Below are 16,659 nucleotides of genomic sequence, written 5' to 3' on the forward strand. Positions count from 1 at the left end.
ACGGTGGTTCAGCTCTTGCTTGTTGATGATGAAATTCACGTGGTGGAACGGTTTTCAAGCACGATCGACTGGATGTCCCTGGGGATCGAGCACGTATACAAAGCCTATTCGGGTCTTGAGGCGCTTGCGCTGCTTGAGCAATTCTCCATCGATATCGTGATTACCGATATCCGGATGCCGGGAATGTCGGGGCTGGAGCTGGTTGGGGAAATTCGCAATCGTTGGCCGAAAACCAAGTGCATCCTGCTGTCCGGGTACTCGGATTTTAATTACGCCAAAGAAGCGATCGTGCATCAAACGGAAGATTATTTGTTGAAGCCGGTCACCGAAGCCAATCTTGTCGAAACGGTTCAACGGGTGATGGGGAAGCTGCAAAGGGAGTGGGAAGAGATTACTTCCAAGCAGCGCTTGGCTTATGCCCTTAAAGAAAACCTGCCGCTGCTTCGGGGCAATCTGCTCCATGACCTGCTGCAAGGGCGCAAGCTGTCCCATGCGGCGCTGCTGGAAAAGATGCAAATGCTGGAGCTGTCCCATTATCTCGATCAATGCTTCACGCTTATGCTCGTTCGGCTCGAGGAATATTTCCTGCAATACGATGCTCACAGCTTGTCGCTGCTGGAATACGCGATCGGCAATATGGTCGAGGAGCTGTTCGGGGATAAATTCGACATTTGGTACACCAAGGATGCTCACGATTATTTGGCGTTCCTGCTGAAGCCCAAGCAGACATCCGATGAGGCGGACGACTCGACGTGGGTGGAACGAACCGCGGCGCTGCTTCAGTCTGCCGTCAGCACCTATTTGAAGGGCAAAGTGTCCATTCTGGTGAGCGGGCAGGGGCGCTTCCCTGAAGATTTGGCCGGCTTGTATACCCGGTCGGTGGGGGCTTTCCGCAGGCGAATCGGCAGCGAGCATGAGCTGTTCATGCGCCTCGGGGACGCTCAGGCGCTGCCGGAAACGCAATCGCCGCAAAGCTTGTACGAGCCGCCTACGCTCATTCATTTGCTGGAAGCGGCCCGCTGGGACCGGATCGAAGAGAAGCTTCATCTGATTTTCGATGAATTGGAAACCGGCTACGGCGGCTCCCAGGAGCATGTGCTGGAGGCTTATTTCTCCATCGCATCCGCTTATGCCTACATCGCGCACAAGAACGGCAAGCAGCTGTTCGATTTAATCGGGAGCGATTATGACAAGATGACCGAAGGCCTTCCTTTTCGTTCCGTGAATCAATTGAAGGATTGGTCGCTTCGGACGCTGAAGCAGATCCGGCAGGATATGGATCAGGAGACGAAGGATTCCCGGTCGGTGCTGATCAAGCAAATTCAATGGTTTATCGATCAGCATATAGGCCAGGACGTTTCTCTCCAGACGATTGCCGATCATGTGTACTTGCATCCTGTCTATGTTTCAAAAATATATAAGCTGGAAACCGGCGACAACCTTAGCGATTATGTTCACCGGGTCCGGATGGATAAAGCGGAATTTCTGCTCAAGAACAGTCAGGAGAAAATTTACGAAATTGCCGCACGGCTGGGCTATCAGCGGCCGCACTCGTTTAATCATGCGTTTAAGAAGCAGTTCGGCATTACGCCGCAGGAGTACCGGGATCAATTTAGCTAAAGGCTCCGGGCATGCCGCGCAGCCGATATTCCCCATATAGAGAAGAGGAGAGTCACAATGAAAATTACAAAATTAGAGCTGTTCAAGGTTCCGCCGAGATGGCTGTTTCTTAAGGTTGAGACCGATGAAGGCATTACCGGCTGGGGCGAGCCCGTCGTGGAAGGCAAGGCGGACACCGTCGCTGCGGCTGTAACGGAAATGAGCGAGTATTTGATCGGTCAAGATCCGATGCGGATCGAGGATTTGTTTCAGGTGCTTTATCGCGGAGGATTTTACCGGGGAGGACCGATTCTTTCCAGCGCGATCTCGGGGATCGAGCAAGCGTTGTGGGATATCAAAGGGAAATTCTACAATGCCCCCATCTACGATCTGCTGGGAGGGGCTTGCCGCGACCGGACGCGCGTTTATTCCTGGATCGGCGGAGACCGCCCGAGCGACGTGGGTGCAGCGGCTAAACAGCAGGTTGAAGCGGGCTTTACGGCTGTGAAGATGAATGCCACCGAAGAGATGCACTACATCGATTCGATTGGTAAAGTGGAAGCGGCGATCGCCCGTATCGCCGCCGTGCGCGAAGCGGTCGGGAAGGAAGTCGGCATCGGAATCGATTTCCACGGGCGCGTTCATAAGTCGATGGCCAAAATTATCGCCAAGGAGCTGGAGCCGTATCGTCCGATGTTCATTGAGGAGCCGGTACTGCCGGAAAATAACGAGGCGCTGAAGGAAATCGCCCGCTACACCTCCTGCCCGATCGCTACGGGCGAGAGAATGTATACGCGGTGGGGCTTTAAGGAACTGCTGGCACAAGGAATCGTCGACATTATTCAGCCGGACCTGTCGCATGCCGGAGGCATTCTGGAAACGCGGAAAATCGCTGCGATGGCAGAAGCTTACGACATTGCCGTAGCTCCTCACTGTCCGCTCGGTCCGATCGCGCTTGCCGCTTGCCTGCAGCTCGATACGTGCTCGCCTAACGCCTTTATTCAAGAGCAAAGCCTGGGCATTCATTATAATCAAGGCAGCGATTTGTTGGATTATTTGAAGGATCCTTCCGTCTTCGCCTACCAGGACGGCTTTGTCCGAAATTTAACCGGACCGGGCTTAGGCATTGAGGTCAATGAAGAGAAAGTAAGAGAAATGGCGGCCATCGGCCACCAGTGGCGGAATCCGGTCTGGAGGCAGGAGGACGGAACGGTCGCTGAATGGTAATAGAAGCAAGGCCAATACGATAAAAGAGAACCGCTTGGCGATGATGAAGCCAAGCGGTTTTTTGGCGAACCGGGGGAGGTGTGGCTACAGGTAGGTATACGCTGCAGCGGTTTTGAGGGATTCGCCGTTTTGGTGTACGCTAGGAATAGGAATTATTTCGATATCGGGCGACCGGAGGAAGACCCATGATCCGTTATTTACGCCAGGTGTACCAGGCTTGGATTGATTATCCGCTGCGTGCGGGACATCGACTGCAAGGACGCTATGAAATTGTCCGGTTTCTCGGCGAGGGAAGCTACGGGCTCGCTTATTTATCCACGGATCGGCAGACGGGGGAGCGGGTCGTCGTCAAGCAGTCGAAGCCGAGCAAGCGGGGGCTCGGCCGGAAGCTGCTGCGCCGGGAGCAGGAGGCGCTTCTCGCGCTGACGCACCCGAGCATTCCGAAGTGCCGCGGTCTGTTTGAGGACGGTAAGCGGTTATTTCTCGTCACCGATTGGATCGACGGCGCGACAGTGGAGGATCTCATTTTCGAACAGCAGCGGGGCTTCTCGGAATTAGAGAGCTTGGCGTTCATTGCGCGGCTGCTGCCGGTCGTCAGGTTCGTGCACGAGCGTGGCTGGGTTCATCTCGACCTTCGCATTCCGAACGTGATGGTGCGGGACGGGACTTACGTGCTGATCGACTTTGGACTGGCGCGGCGGATCGGAGATACGGAGGGGCTGGAACCATTCTCAAGCGAGGAGGAGGAGCGTCGGCGCCTGCCGGACGTGAAGAGCGATTGGTATGCGGTCGGTCATTTTCTGTTATTCCTCTTGTACTCCGGTTATGAAGCGCAAGAAGGACAGCCTCCGGGCGAATGGCACGAAGAGCTGTCCTTATCGATGGCAACCGGGCGATTGCTCCGGCGGTTGCTGCGGCTGGATGAGGCTTATGAGAGCGACGCGGCGCTCATGCAGGATGTCGAAGCGGCGATAGCCGCCTTAACGTAACGGTCGAAACGTCAGGAACTGGAATGAAATTTCTTCTTGTAGTATTGGTGTCCGTAAGAATTGCCGCGACCGGAAGAGTACGACGACGAATGTTTGAGAGGGCCTGGACGATGGTAACGATTCGAGCTGCCGCCGCGGTAATGAGGACGTTTCGAATGCAGCACACTGTTTGCGATTTTGCGTAAAATATGCTTAAACATTACGTTTCCTCCTTTAGCTAATGATACCTGTAACTACGGAGCGGACGGTTGAAAGTTTCAGGAACGGTTCGATCTCCACCGTTTATTTGAGTCCGGGAAATCGCTTCTCCATCACTTGAAGCAGCTCCAGATAGCTGTCGCGGAGCTCCGTTATGGTAATCAGTTCAGGGGTGTTTCGAACTTCGTGTTCGGAATGCCCCTTTATGATGCCGTCAAGGCCGTTGTAATTAAATTGTAAATCTTTATAGGTCTGATCGAGCTTCTCCAGGATGACGCCGATTAACGGTTGGTATTGCTCCATAGCCTTGTCACTCCGTTCTTCTTAGACATTCGCTTGCATACTTGAACGTAACATATCCACACGCAGTGGCGCAAATAGGCTGTGGACCGGACGAAATATTTGTCGATTATACGCGAAAGCCTATGCGTCCCGAGAACCATTTTTTAACTTTCAGCATATTTTCAGCTGGTTTTAAGATTTCATGTTTACAATGTCTTAACATGAACTGCAAATATGTCCGCCGCGTGAGCGGGCCGATAGGAGAGTGATCTGGGTGCGTCCAACCGTGATACAAGGACGAACGAAGTCACCCCGTCCCGCCAAACGGCGAATGGTGAACCCCGTTATTGTAGCCGCGGCGCTGCTGATCGTGCCGGTGCTGCTGGTTGTCGGGATGGAAGTGCTTCACAGGGGTTCTCTGCATGAAACAGGGACCTGGATGGCGTCTCATCCGAAACTGGCGCTATTGAACGGGCTGCTGGCCATGCTTGTTTTCTTATTCCTGTACGGCTTGGTCGGGCGGCTGTTTATGGCCGCGGGCTTAAGCGTGCTACTGCTTTCTATGGTCGCCTTAATCAGTTATTTCAAGAAAAAGCTGATCGGCGAGCCGTTTTTTCCATGGGATATTTTTTTGAATAAAGAAAGTATGAATATACTGCCGCTTGTGACGAGCAGGGAAGCCGTTCTGCGGCTTGCCCTCGTGTTCGGCACCGCTATCGCCTTGTTCGCGATCGGCAAGGCCATGCCGCGAATGTCGCCGCGATGGCTGACGCGTCTGACGTTAGTGGCGGTTTGCGGCTTCGGGCTTTACGCTTTCGGTACGCGGGCGGCATGGCTTAATGCGCTGGTGGATCGTGCCGGCATGAACGAGATCGTCTGGAATCAGCAGGAAAATTACGGGGAGAACGGGCTGGCGCTCGCGTTTACAATGAATGTCAAAAACACGATCGTGCCGCGGCCGCCTGGCTACAGTGAATCGGCCATGGCCGGCTTGGCCGACAGCTTGAATGAGCTGGTCGGCGCGCCTAAGGCAAAGGCCGCATCGCAAACGCAGAAGCCGAATGTGATCTTCATCATGAACGAAGCGTTCTGGGATCCGACGCTGCTCAAGAACGTAAAGTTCAGCGAAGACCCGCTGCCGACCGTTCATCGTCTGCAGAAGGAGATGACAAGCGGCTTCCTGCTGTCGCCGCAATTCGGAGGCGGCACCAGCAACGTGGAGTTCGAGATCCTGAGCGGCCAGTCGATGAGCTTCATGCCCGCGGGATCGGTTCCGTATCAGCAATATATCAGCAGGCCGCTGCCGAGCCTCGCGAGCTACTTCAAATCGCAAGGCTACGCCAGCACGGCCATCCATTCGTACGAGCGCTGGTTCTGGAACCGGGAGAACGTGTACCGGTACATGGGCTTCGATGAATTTATCAGCAAGGAGGGATTCGACAATCCTGTCAACAAAGGCGCTTTTATAGCCGATGACGAGGTGTCCCGCCGGATCATACAAGAAGTTGAAGAGAACGAAGAGCCGACGTTTATTTACGCGGTAACCATGCAAAATCACGGTCCTTACGACGATAACCGATACGGCGACAATCCGATCAAGACGGAAGGCTTGCAGACCGCCGAGGCCAAAAATACGTTGGAAACTTACGTGCAGGGCGCAAGCGATGCCGACCGCAGCCTGCAACTGCTGATCGATCACTTCGAGCAGTCGGATGAGCCGACGGTCATCGTGTTTTACGGTGACCATCTGCCGATGCTGGGGTACGATTACGACGTGTACGCGCAAGCGGGGTTCGTCTCGACCGGACGTTCCGAGCAGTGGTCGCTTGAAGAGTTGAAAAGCATGCATAGCGTTCCGTTCGTCATGTGGACGAACGAAGGGCTGCCGAAGGAGCACGTGCCGACGCTCAGCACCTCGTTCCTCGGCGCCTATGTGCTGAATCGCATCGGGCTGGAGCTGCCGGCCGCGTGGGCATACAACGCCGAACTGGCGCAAAAAACGCCGGGGCTGCTGCGCAATCTGGTCGTCGATTCGAGCGGTCAGCTGTATGCCGAGGTGCCGCCTTCCGTGCAGGAGGACGTCGAGATTTACCGCGAGCTTCAGTATGACGAGATGTTCGGCCACCAGTATGTGGCCAAATATTTGAGCGAACTGATGGCGGCGCGAGCCGCTCCTTCCTCGGGGGGCTGACCGGTAACTTTCAAGCAGCGGACAGCCGCCTTCCCGCCGGGGCGGGTCCGTCCTTTCTCTCCATGGTGCAAATGTGATACAATTTGCAAAAATCGGTCCGGTTCCAGACGAAGAGAATATCGGGAGCGAATCGGCAGGCAACTTGGGGGGAAGACCATGGATTTGCGTAAGTTCCGACTGGATGAACCGGCTCAGGGCACGTTTAGCGAAGAACGGGATGAATATGAGCGAGATTATGCGCGGCTGATCCAATCGCCGGCTTTTCGCCGGCTGCAGGGAAAGTCTCAAGTGTTCGGCGCCGGAACGGGAGACTATTACCGGACGCGGCTGACGCATTCGATCGAAGTTTCGCAAATTGCGCGGGAGACCGCGCGGCGCATGAACAAGCAGTATCCGTTCCTGGAGCGGAAGGAGCATCCGGGTTTGATTTTGGACCCGGCGGTCGTAGAATGCGCTTCGCTGGCCCATGATTTGGGTCATCCGCCGTTCGGGCATAAGGGCGAAGAGGTGCTCAACCATCTGCTCAAGGAGTCTTATGGGCTCGCTTACGAGGGGAACGCGCAAAACTACCGCATCCTGATGTTTCTGGAGAAGCGGGCGGGCAGCGGCAGCGGTCTGGATTTGACGGCGGCCGTGCTGCTCGGCATCAACAAATATCCGTACAGCCTCGAAGAACCCGGCCGTCTGAAGGGCGTGTACGGGATGGAATGGACGGACGGTATTCGCTATATTCGCGACCGCTGGAACATGCCTGTCGGCTGCTCGACGCTGGAGGCGCAGCTGATGGATTTGTGCGACGATATCGCCTACTCGACGCATGACATCGAAGATGGGATTCGCGCCGGTAAAATCCAGATGAACCGCACGTTCTTCGAGGACGACCGGTTGGTCGAGCATTTGGTCCAGGAGATTGTGAACGACCGGGGCAACTATGAGGTCGGCTGGGATCAGGTGGACATTCCGGACATGGTGAAACGGGTCTTGACCGACTATTTGGCCCAGTGGGAGACGATCTACGCGGCCTGCGACCGCGAAGCGTCGCGCACCCGGCGGGAGATGAAGGCGCGGTGGGTCAGCACGTTCGTCGGCAAGGTGGGGATCATCGACGATCCGGTCAAAGGCTGGAAGAAAGTGACGTTCGTGCATGAAGGCAGGCAGGATCTGGAACTCCACCGCACGATGGAGATTCTGAAGAAGCTGGCTTGGGTTACCCTGATTAAGGACTTCCGGGTACAGCGGCTGCAGAAGCGCAGCGAAATCATGATTCGCAGGCTGTGGGACAGCTTCATCGTTCCGGAGAACGGCCGGTTGATTTTGCCTCCGGACTGGTTGGAAAACTATGAGCGACACCAATCGAATTGGTCGTGGCCCCGGCTCGTCGCCGATTATATATCCGGCATGACGGATGCATACGCCGAGAAGGTGTACGCAGAGCTGTTCGCCAGCAAGTCGGGGTCCATCTACGAGATGGATTAATTCGGGGGCGTGAGGCCTTTTCGCCGCCTCTTCCGCATAGAATGTACAAGATGCATTCGCCGTAAGGGCGGAGGGGGGGATGGTGTTGATTTACATTCAGGGAGAACCGATATCGCCGTTTCATATCGTGTCGAGTGAGTTGGAGCAGAGTATTCTTCAGCAGAAGCAGCTGAGCCGGACGCCGTATTATTATGCGTCGTTCGAAGAGCTCCGCTTTGAGCTGCACGTGCGCGCAGCGATCGTGCATGCAGCGCTTATGCTGGGGGAAAGCGGAGCCGCGTTCGATACGTTTGAGAATTCGCGCTGCAACGAACGTTTCTGGACCCTTGATATGAAAGGCGGCTTTAGGTTGAAGCCTACGGTTCATCCGTCGGATGCGATCGAAGATATTTATATTCACGGTCACTTCTACGCATTCGAGTGTGCGATGGGGATCGTAGTCGTGCTGTACAAGGCGGTGCTCGATATTATCGGTCGTGAGCAGTTCGATCGATTTTTCGACCGCCTTTATCTATATTCATGGCATCACGATGCGGACTTGAAGCTGATCACGGTGCACGCCGAGGGGGAAGGGATTCCCGGGGACGTTCAGTATTTCAAGAATCCCGAGGTAGATCCCGAGTCGATGCAGTGGCAAGGCGTGAACGTCATCGTGATGCCGGGCGGCAGATACTTCGGGCATGGAACCGGCGTATCCAGTGCGTGGTTCATCATCCGCCTGCTCAACCGTTACCGGATTCCGGGAGCGCAGATCAGTGCTTATCTGATGGACGAAACGACGTTCCCCAATTTTAAATATTTGCACCAGCTGGCGAACGGTAACGCAGCCGGCTTAAGGGAACCGTTGTCAGCTGGACCGGGCACCATCATGGGGCCCGGGGGCTTGGCGCCGCCGGACGGTGGCGCCGGCGCTGGCTTCGGCGCTGCCAGAATCGGTCAGGGCTTTGGCGGCGAGGCCGCAATGGGCATGGGGCCAGCCTCGGACGGGGCCGGCACGTTCACGCATACGTATCGGCTGGAAGCCCGGATTGGTTCGCGGACGCATTTATACGGATAAGCGGCGGGGCGGGCGAAGCTTGCTCCCGGATTCGAAGCGGGAAGCGTCCGCCTTTTTCCTCCGCGAGTACGAAGAGGCCGCGCGGGCCTTCACAACCGTGAACTTGCATGCTTCGCGCTGCTCATCAGAAGGTAAACCATGGCGTACACCGCGAAGATGAACAAGCCGAACATACCGCAAAACAACAGCGCCTCCGGATGGAGGCTGTCGACCACGGACCGCCCGATCGAAGCGGGGTTCGTGAGCAAGTCCCAACTGTTCAACCGGTATTCGCGTCCCAGCAAGATGCCGTAAGCGCTCAAGAACGAGACGAGCGCGGCGCAAACCCAGGAGACCTGCGATGATGTCCGAACCCGAAGGATCGCGTGCCATTGGTGCATCGAAACGGCGCCCAGCAGCAGGCCGTTCCAAGCGAACAGCATGATGACCATAAAGTCGTTCCAATACGAAAAACCGAGGCCGAGATGGCCTTCCGCTGTGTAATTGCTTTTCAAAATGGTTAAATGAATCATATCGGTTACGATATAAGGAGCATTTGGCAAAAACAGTATCCACACGATGCCGATAACGGTCAAGGCGAGCCGAGGGACGGATGTGGACCGCTCGTGCAGGATGGCGGCGACCGACGACAATACATAAGGAATCCAGGCCAAAAATAAGTTCCAGATCAAGAAATCGTAATACGTGTTCTGATTGAATAGGCGGAGCAGCGCGTACACGACGACGCAGACGACAGACAGCAGCGCCAAGCCCGCAAATCGTTTGCCGGATGCGAGTAGTTTCATTCTCATCGAATTCCTTTCCGTGTAGAAGTGACCTAAGCATACCATACCCGGAAACAGAGATACCAGAATTTACCTTCAAGATGCCAGGACGTGAGATATCTGGTATTGTAGGGGTAAGAACTTTTAACCTGTAGTCAGTGAAAGTCAGTGAATCCAAACAATGGGAACATGCAGGAGGCGTAACCATGTATACGAAAAATCAGCTTCCAGCTCCGGTACGCGCGTTAATTTTGGCAGGCGACCTGGGCGACGGACACCGGCAAGCCGCCCGTGCGCTGGCGCAAGGCTGCGGCAGGCCCGATTCTCCCGTGCAGGCCGAGGTTATCGATTATATGCAAGAGATCTACGCCCTCCTGCACCCAGTCATTCGATACTGCTTCTTGAAAGGTGTAGAGAAGGCTCCTTCGCTCTATGGCTACTTTTATCGCAAGTCCCGCATGAACGAAGAGATGTCGCTGTTCTCCAAATCGTTCTTGAAGCTGGGAATGTCTAAGCTTCTTGGGCTGCTGCGCGACCGTAAGCCGGATGTGGTGATCTGCACGTTCCCGCTGGCGTCGGCCGCCGTGTCGCTGCTAAAGGCGCAAGGACTTTCGTCCGTACCGCTCGTGACGGTAATTACGGACTATGCCGACCACGCGTTATGGGTGCAGCCGCATACCGACCTGTATTTGGTCGGCTCGGAGCATGTGGCCCAGGCGCTGTATCGCCGCGGCATTTCCAGCTCTTGCGTCAGCGTGACGGGCATTCCGATTCGGAAGAGCTTCTTCGAGCCCGGAGATAGGGAGACGTTCCGGCGGCAGCTCGGTCTGGACCCGCTCAAGCCGGTCGTCTTGGTCATGGGCGGCGGCTGCGGGCTGATGGGCAAGGATATGCGCGCCTTGCTGCGTTCGGAGGCGCTGCGGCTGCGGGCTCAGCTTGTGTTCGTCTGCGGCAGCAACGCGGCTGCCAAGCAGTCGCTCGAGGAGGAACTGGCGCTCAAGCCGACGCCCTCCGTTCGGATCGTGGGTTTCGTAGAGGATATTCACCGCTGGATGGGAGCGGCGGATATGCTGCTGACGAAGCCGGGCGGTTTGACGACGTCCGAGGCGGTGGCGATGAAGCTGCCGATGCTGCTGTATAAGCCCATTCCCGGCCAAGAGGAAGAAAATGCGGCGGTGCTCGAGGGGGCTGGCGTTGCGATTCGCGCGTCCAAGGAGCGTAAGCTGCTCGATCAGGTGCTCGAGCTTATCGATTCGCCCGGGCTGCTTGCGACCATGCGCCAGCAGGCGGAACGGTTTCGCTGCGAGCAGCCGACGCAGCGGGCGTGGGATGCGATGTTCCGGCTGCAGGCGGGACCGTATGAGGGCTCGCCCGCTTGGCCGGCGGTGGCATCCGTGCGGGAGTCTGTCCGGGAAGCTTGGTAGCCGTGCGGGCGTGAAGCGGTTAGGTCCCGCGCGGCGGACCCTGGAAGAAGGAGCCGATGGAAGTTCAGAAGGCCTGAATGTTGTTTCATCAACATCGGCGTGCTGATTACATTGGCGTTTCTGTTGAAACTGGACTATACATACATATTCCGCCGGTTCCGCGGGTTTGAACGTATTTCAGCAAGAGGGAGGTCTGCCGCTTTGGCAGGCTTGTTTGTATTTGGCGGCTGGTTTCACCGTCATCAAGTCCTTCCGCAAAAAATTGCCGATAACCCTGCTGGTAGTCAATTTGATTAACGCGATTCATCTTTCGATCTTCGGGTCGCTTTTCGATTTGGACATACACGACTAAGATATTCCCGTTCACCTTGCCGCTTGGCATCGTGTTGAGAAGACGCCCCTAACAGCATCATTCTGCTGTCGCAGCTGATCAGGGAACAGCACGAAGGACGTCTGAACGCAGAGGAGCTGCAATATTGGGCCGAAGAGGATCGGCCGGAACCGGATCGGAGGTGGATCGCTTTCCAGGTCCGGGAATTGGCATTGCCGAGGGCAAGCAGCGGTTAATCTTCGAGGCGTTCCGCCAAGCGGACGGCTCCATCAGCCGGAAATACAGCTGCACCGGGCTCGGGCAGTCCATCAGCTTGGAGCTGGCGAAGCTGCTCGGCGGATACTTGTCCGTATTCAGCCGGGAGGGGCAAGGCAGTACGTTCATGCTATACTTGCCCTGATCAGCCTAGTGGAGCAACCCATGACTTCGTTTGAAGGCATGGGTTTTTTATGTCTTTTTACCAAGATATAAGGGAAGATGTAATATATATTAACTTTACTAAAGTAAGATGATGATGATAATATAGTTAAACAGATAAATATCAAAGGAGTGGATTCAGATATGAGTCAGCAAGTGGAAGTGAATACGGAAAACCGATTCTCCGCCGAGCAGTTTTTGACCTCGCGACGTTCGGTGCGTCAATACCAGAAAGGATTGGTGCTGTCCGACGCCGAGCTGAACGAAATTCTGGAGCTCGCTTCGCGCGCTCCGTCATCGTGGAACTTACAGCACTGGCGTTACCTCGTAGTGCGCGAGCAAGCCAATAAAGAGAAGCTGCTGAAAATCGCGTTCGGTCAACAACAAGTGGCTGATGCCGCGGCTGTTATTATCGTGTTAGGCGATCTGGAAGCGAATAAGGTGACCTCGAAGGTGTACGAGAAAGCGGCGCAGGAAATTCGCGATTTGATGGTGAAGCAAGTCGACGGCGCTTATGCGAACAATCCGGGATTGGCCAGAGACGAGGCGATTCGTAACGCTTCGTTGGCCGCCATGCAGCTGATGCTGGCTGCCAAAGCGAAAGGGTATGATACGGTGCCAATGGGCGGATACAATAAGGATGCCCTAATCTCCGAATTCCAAATTCCCGACCGTTATGTGCCGGTTGTCATGATTCCGATCGGGAAAGCCGAGAAGGAAGGCCGGGCAACGGATCGATTGCCGCTCGAGCATCAAGTTATTCACGAGCGTTTCTAACTCTCCCCGTATCCCGACGAAAAAGCGAAGCCCCGCCGGCTCGCGTGGTTCGATATCCGAATCACGCGGCCGGTGGGGCTTATTTGACGTACCATCGCTGATACTGCTCCCTAACGTTATGCCGGCTAATCAGATGGCGGTGCAGCGAGCGGCTGGGAGCAAGCGCGTTCAACTCGATAATCTGCTTGTTCAGCTCGGACAAAAGCGCATCGATTTCCGGAGCCGCCGGGGTTTTATCCAAGAGCTGGATCACTTTAGCCATATTCGAACCGATTTCCTTCCTCAGCATGATCCACGGTGGATCTACATTCGCATTGCGCAGAATCGTATCCAGAACGTCGTCGGTAGGAACGACAAGAGGCTTCCCTATTCCCGCGAGGCGCTCCAAGCCCCCGTTCTGAACGAATTGCTCGTATGCGTCGTTGGCCCAGCCTTCCTTCTGCCGCTCGATCGAATCCATGGCGTCGCGGTTCTCGAGCACGTCTCTCGGCTGCCGTGCGGAGCGCGCTGCGTGTTCCTCTTTGTCCATGTCCATACCTCCCGTCCCTTGGTATCTCTAGCGTAATGATACCTGGGCTCCGGGTCAAGTGACAGGTTTTCAAACAACCTGCGGAACGGCGGAACTGGAATCGGGCAAGGGAGGGAGATCTTGGGAGAGTCGTCGCCTATTCATTTTTGTGCTAAAATATTAGATGGTAAAGCAATGATCCGTGACGGTATATTTACTTGGCGAAGAGGAGGCTCACGATGGAGCTGAATACGGTGTTTATTATGGTGATTGCAGCCGGGCTCATTCTATGGCGAAGAATGCGCGCAACCTCCCGTCCGGTTAAGGGCAAAGGCTATCGCTTGCTGCTGCCGCTTCTCTTCTTGGCGCTAGGCCTTACAGGGCTTCTGAATCCGGAGCTGCACCTTACCGTGAAGGAAGTCGTGCTATCGCTGCTGTGCGGGGCCGTTTTGTCCATTCCCATGATTCTAACCACGAACTACGAAAGGCGGGAGGACGGACTCATCTATCCGAAAAAAAGCGCCGCTTTCGTTGTTGCCCTCATCGGCTTGATCGCGCTCCGCCTGGGTTTGCGAAGCTATTTGTCCGGACTTGACCCGACGGAGCTGGCGATGCTGTTCTATTTAATCGCGGTTGCTTATGTCGTGCCTTGGCGGGTCGCCAGTTTTGTGAAGTTCCGCAAGCTGTATGCCCTGCGGCAAGCGGAATAGCGCCTTACGTGGGGCTGGAGGCAGGGACGGTCACCGTGCGAAACCTGAATCCGGCTTGCACGTAAATTCATGTTGCCTATAAGAAAGGGGGGATGAACGATGGAATGGTCTATAGATCTTTCGGTGCTCATGCTGGTTCTCGGCTTGTCCGCGCTGCTCGTGCTGCCGCGTCCGGAATTGGCCCAAGTCCGGTTGCCTTACGGCTTGGTGCAGCCGGTCGATTGTGCGCTTGTGCTGAAGTCGCATAACCGCTCGTTGAAAAGTTTGCGTACCGTATTCGTTCGTCGCAAAAGACCGCCCCGTTCCTCCGAATGCTCGGACTCTCCGCGCTCCCGGTCTGAATCGGTTAACGATTGACACGTTGAGCCTGTACGTCTCAGGACGGCCGGACAACGTTATTCCGTGCACCCTGAGGGTGCCGATTCATAGGGAGCGATGGGCTTATGTATACTTGGTTTCAACCGATCATCGCCGTGCTTGCACAGGCGTTATCTTATTTGCACACGTTTACTCACGATTGGGGAGTATCCATCATATTGCTGACGCTGGTTGTCAAAATGGCGCTGTTCCGTTTCAATCTCACCGCGGCACGTCAGCATATCCGCACGGCGGCCATGGGTCCGCATTTGAAAAAGCTGCAGCAAACGCATGCCGCCGACCCGAACCGGCTCATGCAGGAGTCCGGCAAGCTTTACCGCGAGCATGAGGTCAACCCGTTTGCGCAGATGGGCGGTGTCCTGCTGCAGCTCCCGGTTTTAAGCGCGATGTACGGATTGTTCCTGACGCACGGAAGCGCGATGAGTTCGCTGCTTGTTCCATGGGTGTCCCATTTGGCACTGGCGGACCCGCTGCACGTCCTGCCCGTCCTTACCGGTCTGATGACGTTCGTGGTCAGCCTGATTCCTTTGACGGAGGCGGCCGGTCCTGCGCCGGGCAGCGGGAAACGCGCGATGCTCGGAATCGTGCTCATGCTGATTCCGCTGCTGGTAACGTGGAGAGCGCCGATCGCCCTCGGCCTGTACTGGATGGCCGGCTCTGCCTTCGGCTTGCTGGAGCGGCTGCTGTACCGCACGGCCTTCGGCAAGCGGCTACTGCGTAAAGGGACGCCCGAGCCGGCTCAGGCGTCGTAACCCCCGCCCTGAACCGATGAGCGGCCGGGCTTGTACGGCATCGCTCATCGGTTCTAACGGGCAACCCGCCTTGGCGGCTTTTAACGGCTTGTTTGTGATTCCCTTCGCCGAGGGCATGCTAGGATGGGGACGCAGCCCCGACGGCGTTGACGAAGGGGACGCAAACAGGTAAGCTGTAGCTAAAAAGGAGGGATCGCCTTGGATTACCATCGCATTACAAATATCGCCGACCCGTATTTTCGGCAAATGCACGAACTGATGCAAACCGTGTTTCCACCGGAGGAAGTGCTGGCCTACGATCTGTGGGCGGAGCCGCTGCAGGATCCCGGAATCCGCGTGTTTGTAGCCATCTTGGACGGTCAGGTCGTCGGAGCGACCGAGTACCGCTACTATGCCGACATGCAGGTGGCGATGACGGACTTTACGATTATCGGTCGCGACGGTCTTGGCATCGGGCCGTTCTTGGCGCGCCGCCGGATGGCCGATCTTCGTCAGGTGGCAGCCGAGGCCGGAGGGAAGCTGAAGGGGATGTTCGCCGAAATTTATAACCCGGCGTTGTCCGAAGGGCTGGAGTTCGGCGGCGTGAAATCGATGAATGCTTACGTGCGCCGTGAAGTGCTGGCACATCTCGGCTACCTGAAGCTGGATCTCGATTATGTGCACCCTTCTTGGCAAATTGACGGCGAAGCCGTACACGGCCTGGACTTGTGCTTTATGCCGATCGACGACGCGGACGCGGATGCAGTTCCGGCTTCGCTGGTGGCCACGTTCCTGGAAACGTACTACGCAGTCTTGACCGAGAAGCCGGACGCTTGGTACCGTATGGTAAAAGGCCTGCACGAGCGCGACTCCGTTCGCTTGCTGCCGATCTAGAAGGGCGCTGCCCAAAGAAATGGAAATAGCGGAACAGGGGTATCTTATTTACGTCGAATCCGTGCTTGTAGCACGGCATTTCGAGGAATAAGGCATCCCTGTTCCGCTATTTTTGTACGGTTGCGGCGAAATGCCGAAATAGCGAATCGCTGTTCCGCTATTTCGGCGTCGGTCAAAGCTGCTCGCCTTGGCGCAGCGCGGCATCGGCTTGCTCAAGCTCGTCGAGCGCTTTCTCCAAGCCGTAGTTCAGAAGCAGCGTGCGGAACCCTTTGCCGTGGTTCGCCGCGAGCTTGGCGAGCCGCTCTTTGAGATCCTTGCGGATATATACGCTATCCTTCTCGTGCGTTTCGTTGCGTTTCTTTTTCTTCAAGCGTCTGCCTAGCAGGCGCTGCAGCCCGTCGTCCTTGCCCAAGGCCTGCGTACCCGCACCGGATTCATCAGCCGGCGAAGACGACGCGCTCATATTAGCGGGTGCCGCGTCGTTTGCCGGCTCCGCCGCCGGCAGGACCGCTTCCGCTTCGGTCTGCGCTTCGCTTGCGACCGGCGGCATAACCGCCGCTTCCTTGGTCAGCGCAGCGGTCTCCGGCGCACCGGCATCGGCCGACGGCGTCTCCGGTGCCTGAGCAGCCGCGTTCGCGGCCGGCTTGCGCGGTGAGGCCGCGCGGGTTCCGCGCCCCGCCCTGAACCGATGAGCGGCCGGGCTTGT

19 protein-coding genes are annotated in these 16,659 nt (G+C 56.3%); 13 read left to right on the top strand and 6 right to left on the bottom strand.

Annotated features, from left to right (window positions below; translation table 11 throughout):
* The first annotated feature begins 3 nt into the window (after positions 1–3).
* The 3 genes from FKP33_RS07645 (at position 4) to FKP33_RS07655 (ending at position 3,815) form a co-directional block, all read left to right on the top strand.
* On the top strand, positions 4–1,620 hold the full coding sequence (locus FKP33_RS07645; protein WP_054800038.1) for a response regulator: 1,617 nt from the start codon (positions 4–6) through the stop codon (positions 1,618–1,620).
* A 57-nt stretch (positions 1,621–1,677) separates the two neighbouring features.
* Positions 1,678–2,826 (top strand): galactonate dehydratase, encoded by a 1,149-nt coding sequence (gene dgoD, locus FKP33_RS07650; RefSeq protein ID WP_127608602.1) that lies wholly within the window; start codon positions 1,678–1,680, stop codon positions 2,824–2,826.
* Positions 2,827–3,011: 185 nt separating this feature from the next.
* Entirely contained in the window at positions 3,012–3,815 is an 804-nt protein-coding gene (locus FKP33_RS07655; RefSeq protein WP_127608601.1) for a serine/threonine protein kinase, read from the top strand.
* A 282-nt stretch (positions 3,816–4,097) separates the two neighbouring features.
* On the opposite strand, the gene FKP33_RS07660 is transcribed toward FKP33_RS07655, so the two are convergent.
* On the bottom strand, positions 4,098–4,316 hold the full coding sequence (locus FKP33_RS07660; RefSeq protein ID WP_127608600.1) for a hypothetical protein: 219 nt from the start codon (positions 4,314–4,316) through the stop codon (positions 4,098–4,100).
* A gap of 253 nt (positions 4,317–4,569) precedes the next feature.
* Between FKP33_RS07660 and FKP33_RS07665 the strand changes: the two genes are divergently transcribed.
* The 3 genes from FKP33_RS07665 (at position 4,570) to FKP33_RS07675 (ending at position 9,019) form a co-directional block, all read left to right on the top strand.
* Positions 4,570–6,486: an LTA synthase family protein gene (locus FKP33_RS07665; RefSeq protein ID WP_236595755.1), complete on the top strand. Its 1,917-nt coding sequence runs from the start codon at positions 4,570–4,572 to the stop codon at positions 6,484–6,486.
* A gap of 156 nt (positions 6,487–6,642) precedes the next feature.
* Positions 6,643–7,962 carry a deoxyguanosinetriphosphate triphosphohydrolase family protein gene (locus FKP33_RS07670; RefSeq protein ID WP_054797669.1) on the top strand — a complete coding sequence of 440 codons (1,320 nt, stop codon included), beginning with the start codon at positions 6,643–6,645 and terminating at the stop codon, positions 7,960–7,962.
* Between the two features lie 85 nt (positions 7,963–8,047).
* Positions 8,048–9,019 (top strand): protein-glutamine gamma-glutamyltransferase, encoded by a 972-nt coding sequence (locus tag FKP33_RS07675; protein WP_181410074.1) that lies wholly within the window; start codon positions 8,048–8,050, stop codon positions 9,017–9,019.
* 89 nt (positions 9,020–9,108) lie between these two features.
* Here FKP33_RS07675 and FKP33_RS07680 read toward each other — a convergent pair whose 3' ends face one another.
* Positions 9,109–9,810 (bottom strand): DUF1361 domain-containing protein, encoded by a 702-nt coding sequence (locus FKP33_RS07680; RefSeq protein ID WP_181410075.1) that lies wholly within the window; start codon positions 9,808–9,810, stop codon positions 9,109–9,111.
* Positions 9,811–9,989: 179 nt separating this feature from the next.
* Between FKP33_RS07680 and FKP33_RS07685 the strand changes: the two genes are divergently transcribed.
* Positions 9,990–11,207 (top strand): MGDG synthase family glycosyltransferase, encoded by a 1,218-nt coding sequence (locus tag FKP33_RS07685; RefSeq protein WP_141334412.1) that lies wholly within the window; start codon positions 9,990–9,992, stop codon positions 11,205–11,207.
* A gap of 106 nt (positions 11,208–11,313) precedes the next feature.
* On the opposite strand, the gene FKP33_RS07690 is transcribed toward FKP33_RS07685, so the two are convergent.
* Positions 11,314–11,589, bottom strand: coding sequence for a hypothetical protein (locus FKP33_RS07690; protein WP_141334413.1), 276 nt, complete (start codon positions 11,587–11,589; stop codon positions 11,314–11,316).
* Positions 11,590–11,683: 94 nt separating this feature from the next.
* Between FKP33_RS07690 and FKP33_RS07695 the strand changes: the two genes are divergently transcribed.
* Together FKP33_RS07695 and FKP33_RS07700 are read left to right on the top strand one after the other, a co-directional pair.
* The gene (locus FKP33_RS07695) at positions 11,684–11,938 is read left to right on the top strand and encodes an ATP-binding protein (RefSeq protein WP_306439341.1); all 255 of its coding nucleotides are present in this window, start codon (positions 11,684–11,686) and stop codon (positions 11,936–11,938) included.
* Between the two features lie 179 nt (positions 11,939–12,117).
* On the top strand, positions 12,118–12,732 hold the full coding sequence (locus FKP33_RS07700; protein WP_141334423.1) for a nitroreductase family protein: 615 nt from the start codon (positions 12,118–12,120) through the stop codon (positions 12,730–12,732).
* Positions 12,733–12,811: 79 nt separating this feature from the next.
* On the opposite strand, the gene FKP33_RS07705 is transcribed toward FKP33_RS07700, so the two are convergent.
* The gene (locus tag FKP33_RS07705; RefSeq protein WP_164751867.1) at positions 12,812–13,261 is read right to left on the bottom strand and encodes a DnaJ family domain-containing protein; all 450 of its coding nucleotides are present in this window, start codon (positions 13,259–13,261) and stop codon (positions 12,812–12,814) included.
* 218 nt (positions 13,262–13,479) lie between these two features.
* Here FKP33_RS07705 and FKP33_RS07710 point away from each other — a divergent pair, with 218 nt between their 5' ends.
* The 4 genes from FKP33_RS07710 (at position 13,480) to FKP33_RS07725 (ending at position 15,953) form a co-directional block, all read left to right on the top strand.
* Positions 13,480–13,950 carry a cytochrome c biogenesis protein CcdC gene (locus FKP33_RS07710; protein ID WP_127608594.1) on the top strand — a complete coding sequence of 157 codons (471 nt, stop codon included), beginning with the start codon at positions 13,480–13,482 and terminating at the stop codon, positions 13,948–13,950.
* Positions 13,951–14,049: 99 nt separating this feature from the next.
* Positions 14,050–14,307: a hypothetical protein gene (locus FKP33_RS07715; RefSeq protein WP_141334415.1), complete on the top strand. Its 258-nt coding sequence runs from the start codon at positions 14,050–14,052 to the stop codon at positions 14,305–14,307.
* Between the two features lie 86 nt (positions 14,308–14,393).
* A complete protein-coding gene (locus FKP33_RS07720) occupies positions 14,394–15,080 on the top strand; it encodes a YidC/Oxa1 family membrane protein insertase (RefSeq protein ID WP_141334416.1) in 687 nt (228 codons plus the stop codon).
* 198 nt (positions 15,081–15,278) lie between these two features.
* A complete protein-coding gene (locus FKP33_RS07725; RefSeq protein WP_054797679.1) occupies positions 15,279–15,953 on the top strand; it encodes a hypothetical protein in 675 nt (224 codons plus the stop codon).
* A 172-nt stretch (positions 15,954–16,125) separates the two neighbouring features.
* Here the strand turns inward: FKP33_RS07725 and FKP33_RS07730 are convergent, their stop codons facing one another.
* Both FKP33_RS07730 and FKP33_RS27425 read right to left on the bottom strand, forming a co-directional pair.
* The gene (locus FKP33_RS07730) at positions 16,126–16,503 is read right to left on the bottom strand and encodes a hypothetical protein (protein ID WP_141334417.1); all 378 of its coding nucleotides are present in this window, start codon (positions 16,501–16,503) and stop codon (positions 16,126–16,128) included.
* Positions 16,418–16,659 (bottom strand): hypothetical protein (locus FKP33_RS27425; RefSeq protein WP_373423844.1); only part of this gene is annotated, 242 nt, incomplete at its 5' end. The genes FKP33_RS07730 and FKP33_RS27425, both read right to left, overlap by 86 nt.

This window comes from Paenibacillus sp. tmac-D7, from assembly GCF_006519665.1.
In the GTDB taxonomy this organism is placed as follows: domain Bacteria; phylum Bacillota; class Bacilli; order Paenibacillales; family NBRC-103111; genus Paenibacillus_G; species Paenibacillus_G validus.

What these genes read in the sequence shown, in the direction of transcription:
- FKP33_RS07710 (WP_127608594.1), top strand. Translation starts at nt 13,480, where the DNA reads ATGGAGCTGAATACGGTGTTTATTATGGTGATTGCAGCCGGGCTCATT.
- FKP33_RS07715 (WP_141334415.1), top strand. Translation starts at nt 14,050, where the DNA reads ATGGAATGGTCTATAGATCTTTCGGTGCTCATGCTGGTTCTCGGCTTG.
- FKP33_RS07680 (WP_181410075.1), bottom strand. Translation starts at nt 9,810, where the DNA reads ATGAGAATGAAACTACTCGCATCCGGCAAACGATTTGCGGGCTTGGCG.
- FKP33_RS07670 (WP_054797669.1), top strand. Translation starts at nt 6,643, where the DNA reads ATGGATTTGCGTAAGTTCCGACTGGATGAACCGGCTCAGGGCACGTTT.
- FKP33_RS07690 (WP_141334413.1), bottom strand. Translation starts at nt 11,589, where the DNA reads ATGCCAAGCGGCAAGGTGAACGGGAATATCTTAGTCGTGTATGTCCAA.
- FKP33_RS07655 (WP_127608601.1), top strand. Translation starts at nt 3,012, where the DNA reads ATGATCCGTTATTTACGCCAGGTGTACCAGGCTTGGATTGATTATCCG.
- FKP33_RS07685 (WP_141334412.1), top strand. Translation starts at nt 9,990, where the DNA reads ATGTATACGAAAAATCAGCTTCCAGCTCCGGTACGCGCGTTAATTTTG.
- FKP33_RS07705 (WP_164751867.1), bottom strand. Translation starts at nt 13,261, where the DNA reads ATGGACAAAGAGGAACACGCAGCGCGCTCCGCACGGCAGCCGAGAGAC.
- FKP33_RS07660 (WP_127608600.1), bottom strand. Translation starts at nt 4,316, where the DNA reads ATGGAGCAATACCAACCGTTAATCGGCGTCATCCTGGAGAAGCTCGAT.
- FKP33_RS07730 (WP_141334417.1), bottom strand. Translation starts at nt 16,503, where the DNA reads ATGCCGCCGGTCGCAAGCGAAGCGCAGACCGAAGCGGAAGCGGTCCTG.
- dgoD (WP_127608602.1), top strand. Translation starts at nt 1,678, where the DNA reads ATGAAAATTACAAAATTAGAGCTGTTCAAGGTTCCGCCGAGATGGCTG.
- FKP33_RS07720 (WP_141334416.1), top strand. Translation starts at nt 14,394, where the DNA reads ATGTATACTTGGTTTCAACCGATCATCGCCGTGCTTGCACAGGCGTTA.